Annotated in this window: 4 protein-coding genes, 1 tRNA gene and 1 pseudogene; 3 read left to right on the top strand and 3 right to left on the bottom strand. The window is 59.3% G+C overall.

All coding sequences use genetic code 11. The features are described from left to right. The 3 genes and pseudogenes from ACEQWH_RS11390 to ACEQWH_RS11380 form a co-directional block, all read left to right on the top strand. Positions 1-590: pseudogene (locus ACEQWH_RS11390) on the top strand (COG4223 family protein); the annotation flags it as partial. A 9-nt stretch (positions 591-599) separates the two neighbouring features. Further along, positions 600-2,090 carry a heme biosynthesis protein HemY gene (locus tag ACEQWH_RS11385; protein ID WP_370230932.1) on the top strand — a complete coding sequence of 497 codons (1,491 nt, stop codon included), beginning with the start codon at positions 600-602 and terminating at the stop codon, positions 2,088-2,090. A gap of 42 nt (positions 2,091-2,132) precedes the next feature. Further along, positions 2,133-2,208: transfer RNA gene (locus ACEQWH_RS11380), tRNA-Thr, on the top strand. Positions 2,209-2,260: 52 nt separating this feature from the next. Here ACEQWH_RS11380 and ccoS read toward each other — a convergent pair. From ccoS to ACEQWH_RS11365, 3 genes are all read right to left on the bottom strand, one after another. Beyond that, positions 2,261-2,401: a cbb3-type cytochrome oxidase assembly protein CcoS gene (gene ccoS / locus ACEQWH_RS11375; RefSeq protein ID WP_370230929.1), complete on the bottom strand. Its 141-nt coding sequence runs from the start codon at positions 2,399-2,401 to the stop codon at positions 2,261-2,263. Then, positions 2,398-4,521 (bottom strand): heavy metal translocating P-type ATPase, encoded by a 2,124-nt coding sequence (locus ACEQWH_RS11370; RefSeq protein ID WP_370230927.1) that lies wholly within the window; start codon positions 4,519-4,521, stop codon positions 2,398-2,400. The genes ccoS and ACEQWH_RS11370 overlap by 4 nt, the downstream gene beginning before the upstream one ends. Continuing rightward, positions 4,518-4,818, bottom strand: a 301-nt coding sequence (locus tag ACEQWH_RS11365; RefSeq protein WP_370230925.1) for a FixH family protein, incomplete at its 5' end; no start/stop codon positions are given. The genes ACEQWH_RS11365 and ACEQWH_RS11370, both read right to left, overlap by 4 nt.

Genomic DNA, 4,818 nt, shown 5'->3' with positions numbered 1-4,818 from the left:
TCCAAGCCTATGAGCGTGAGCTCGAGGAACTGAAAGCCTCTGTCGCGGCACAACGCGCCGAAGCTCAGGCGATGGAAGAGAATGCCAAAATGACGGCGCAGCAGGCTTTGGCCCGTGCTGCCCTGACACGTGTTTTGTCTGCCTTGGACGCTGGCCAATCGTTCCGCGCGCCCCTGAATGATTTGGTGACCGCGACCGGCACTCCGGCGCCTGCGGCTTTGGACAGTCTGGCAGATACCGGCGCCCCAAGCCTCGCCACTTTGCAAAGCCAGTTCCCAGAAGCTGCCCGCGCGGCATTGGCGGCGGCGCGCACAACTGAAGAGCAAACAGGCAACCGGTTTTTGTCGTTCATGAAAACACAACTTGGCGCACGCTCGGTTACGCCGCATGATGGTGATGACGCTGACGCGGTGCTCAGCCGGGCCGAGGCCGCGTTAACGTCTGGAAACTTGACAGATGCTCTGGCCGAGATTGCTGCCCTACCCGATGCGGCCCAAGCCCAAATTGCACAATGGGCCGACTTGGCGCGCACACGACAGGATGCTTTGGCCGCAGGCGAAGCGCTCTCTCACGCCCTTAGTACGAATTAAAGGTATCCTATGCTCTGGTCTTTAACCAAAATCCTGTTGTTCGTTGCGGCCATCGCAGGCCTGACCCTTGGTGCCGGCTATCTAATGGAAAGCGACGGTGGCATTCTGCTGACCGTTGGCGGCGTCGAGTATAATCTTAGCCCGTTGATGTCGGTGATCGCGCTGTGTGTGCTGACGGTTGTACTTTGGGTGGTGTTGAAACTGGCGTCGCTGCTTGTTGCGACGCTGAAGTTCATCAATGGCGACGAGACGGCGCTCAGCCGGTATTTTGACCGCAGCCGCGAACGTCGCGGGTTTCAGGCCCTTACCGAAGGCATGATGGCGCTGGCCTCTGGCGAGGGGCGCGCAGCCATGGACAAAGCTCGCAAGGCGGAACGCCTGCTGCGGCGCCCTGAATTGACCAACCTCATTACCGCGCAAGCCGCCGAGATCACCGGCGACCGTCGCAAGGCCGAAGAAGTTTACAAGCGGTTGCTCAAGGACGACCAAACCAGGTTTGTGGGCGTGCGGGGCCTGATGAAGCAAAAGCTTGAAGATGGTAAAACCGACACGGCGCTGAAGCTGGCTGAAACTGCCTTTGCCCTCAAACCGCGCCACGTCGAAACCTCTGATATCCTACTGAAGCTGCAAGCCGACAGCGAAGACTGGAAGGGTGCGCGCACAACGCTGAACGCCAAGCTGAAACACGGAACGTTGCCCCGCGATGTGCACCGTCGCCGGGATGCGGTACTGGCGCTTTCCGAGGCCAAGTCGCTTTTGTCTGAGGACAGTTCGATCTCTGAACGCGAAGATTTCATCGAGGCCAACCGTCTGTCGCCTGATTTGATCCCAGCCGCCGCAATGGCCGCCCGCAGCTATATCGCGAAAAGCAAACCGCGCTTTGCCATGCGGATCCTGAAAAAAGCATGGGAAGCCCAGCCGCATCCGGATCTGGCCGCCGCTTATGCCGAAATCGAGCCCAATGAGTCACCACAAGACCGCATCAAACGCTTTCAGGTGCTGGTCAAACCGACGCCGGATCATCCGGAAACAAAGATGCTCATGGCCGAGCTGCAGATCGCAGCCGAAGATTTCCCAGCTGCCCGCAAAGCGCTTGGCGATCTATGGGAAACCGATCCGACAGCGCGGTCTTTGACCATTCTGGCTGCCATCGAAAAGGGCGAAGGTGCAGGCGATGACATCGTCAAAGGTTGGCTTGCGCGGGCCGTAAATGCGCCGCGCGGTCCTCAATGGGTATGCGACAATTGCCATAACATTCACGGTGAATGGGTGCCGGTTTGTGGCAACTGCGGTACGTTGGACAGCCTGTCTTGGACAGCCCCGCCTGCCGATGATTCAGTTGGCCCGGTTTCCATGGAAATGCTGCCCATGATCGTCGGCGCGCCCGAGCCTATGACGGGTGATATCGTTCCATTGGACGAGTCAATGAACGAGTCGGTGGACGTTGAAACCAACGAGGTCGAGGCAAGCGAAACACGCGAAGAAGAGACCGCAAAATAGGTCTTTTCGATCCCGGGGCGCGGTGCTAAACCCGCGCCAGGCGCCGCTGTAGCTCAGCTGGTAGAGCACGTCATTCGTAATGATGGGGTCGTAGGTTCGAGTCCTATCAGCGGCACCATTTCCCCTTTTTCATCATCGCGAAAACCCATGACCAGATCGCCCTCAGGCGGTCATTGGTCATCGATGAAAATGCGCTGGGCGTTTCCCTGATCGTCTTCAAACTGCCCGGCCTTCAGGCTCCAGACGAAGGCCGCCAACCCGAGGCCGCCAAGCACCAGAGAGACTGGGATCAATACGACGAGAACATTCATGTTTTGAACCTCACACGTTGGGCGTTGAGAAGGACGGTTATGGACGAAAATGACATGGCCAACGCGGCCGCCAACGGGGTGGCATAGCCCGCGATAGCGACTGGGATCGCGACGCAGTTATACGCCGCGGCGATGCAAAAGTTTTGTACGCTCAGACGTGTCGACATCTGCGCGATGGCCAGAACCAGAGGCAGTTCGGACAGGTCTTCTTTCAACAGAACCACATCGGCGGCGTTTCGGGCCGCATCAAGTGCGGTCGCCGGTGCAATGCTGGCATGGGCGCTGGCCAAAGCGATGGTGTCATTCAGGCCATCCCCTACCATCAGCACGCGGCGACCGCGGGAGGTCTCGGCTTGGATATGAGCGTGTTTGTATTCCGGTGAGGCAAGGGCTGTGACGGGCACCCCCAGCTCGCGTTCCAGTCTTTCGGCGCGGTCGGGCACATCGCCTGTCACGATTTCTGCAGGGATGGTCAGCCCATCCAGTGCATCGCGTGCTCCTGTGCGCAGTGTCTCGTCCACATTCAGTGCCACAGCGGGCTGGCTGCCCTGCGCAAACCCGAGCCCGTGAAAAGACGCACCCAGCCAACGACCGTTGCCGAGTTTAACCGTCTCTCCCTCGACCATTGCCGCAAGCCCTTGGCCTTTGTGTTCGACGATGTCTGTGATGGCGGCAGGCGGAATGTCACTTTCTTGCTGGGCCAAAGCCTTTGCAATTGGATGTTCCGAGGATTGCGCAAGCGCCACGCAGATTTGTTTCTGGGTCGGGGTCAGCGTGTCGGGCAGGGTCACATGCGGCACTGTCAGCGTGCCGGTCTTGTCAAAAATTGCGTGATCCACCTGGGCCAACCGTTCCAGCGCGGTGGCATGTTTGACCAGATAGCCAGCCTTGAAAAGACGCCCAATCGCCGTGGTGCTGACCGCCGGGACGGCCAGACCAAGCGCGCAGGGGCAGGTGATGATCAAAACGGCGATGGCAATATTCATCGCCAGACGGATGTCAGATGTGAACGCCCACCACCCAAGAAATGTGGCCAGCGCCAACAAATGCACGGCAGGCGCATAGATCTGCGCGGCACGGTCCGCCAGAGCGGTATAGCTGTTTTTGCCCGACTCAGCCGTGGCAACCAGATCGGCAATCCGGCGCAGGGTCGAGTCTTGGGCCACCTGCGTGACTTCGATCTCAAACGGTGGGCCAAGGTTCACTGAACCGGCCTGCAAAACCTCGCCCTGATCTGCGTCGCTGGCCCGAGACTCTCCGGTCAGAAAAGACCGATCCAGCAGCGCGTGATCCGAGATCAATTGCCCGTCGACGGGCACGCGCGCGCCGATGGCAACACGCACAATGTCCCCCACGGCCAGGTCCGTTGTGCGCAGGGTTTCCACGCGGCCGTCCACAACACGCTGGCTGGTCTGCACTTCAAGTGCGGCAAGTTCCGTTGCGGCCGAGCGCGCGGCACTGCGGCTGCGATGATCCAGATAGCGGCCGATCAATAGGAAAAACGTAAGTGATAAGGCCGCGTCGAAATAGGCGTGATGCCCGCCGCTGACGCTTTCATAGACCGACATGCCCGTCGCCAGCAAAATCGCCAGAGAAATCGGGACATCCATATTCAGGCGCGCAACACGCAAGGCCTTGGCTGCGCTTTTAAAGAACGGCTGGCCGGAATAGGCAACAACTGGCACGGCGATGATTGATGACACCAGATGAAACAGGTCGCGTGTTGCGCCCTCTGCGCCGGACCACGTGGCGACCGACATCAGCATCACGTTCATCATGGCAAACCCGGCTACGCCTAGGCGCATCAAAAGGTCTTTGCCCGCCAGATCCTCGCTGCCTTTCAACGTGTTTGCGTCCAAAGGATAGATATCATAGCCCAGATCATGGACAGCTTTTTCCACGTTTTCTGGTGAAATAGAGCCTTTGATAGACAGTCGCTTCAGTGACAGGTTCACCCGTGCATCCCGTACACCTGATACGCCAGCCAGCCCGCGTTCGATGGTCGCGATGCAGGCGGCGCAGTGAATGCCGGGCAGCGAAAACTGTAAATCGCTGTCCACTGGCGGGATCTCTTGAACAGGAGGCACCGCAGTACAGGCAGCGCAGGCTATGGTGCTCATGTGCGTTGCCTGACGATGATACGTTGCTTGAAAACGGTTCCGTCCTTGGCCAACGCATGCAGGCGCAAGTTCCAGTTGCCGGCCCCGGCCTGAACGGGCGCTCGCAAAGTTTCCCCGTCAAAGATAAAGACCGGCGCCTGATCCGCCGCTACCGAGGTGGCCCGCCCAAAGGTGGCGGTGACGATTTCTGGTGAGATTGCCCTGTCGTCCTCCCTGATCGACAGGACAAGCTCACCCTCCTCAAGATGCGCAGACACCTCCCATCCCAGTGCCTCCTGCGCACTGCGGTCAGCATCA

Origin of the sequence: Cognatishimia sp. (assembly GCF_964229375.1) — a bacterium.
Taxonomy (GTDB): Bacteria; Pseudomonadota; Alphaproteobacteria; order Rhodobacterales; family Rhodobacteraceae; genus Cognatishimia.
This window is presented reverse-complemented; position numbering and strand designations above follow the sequence as displayed.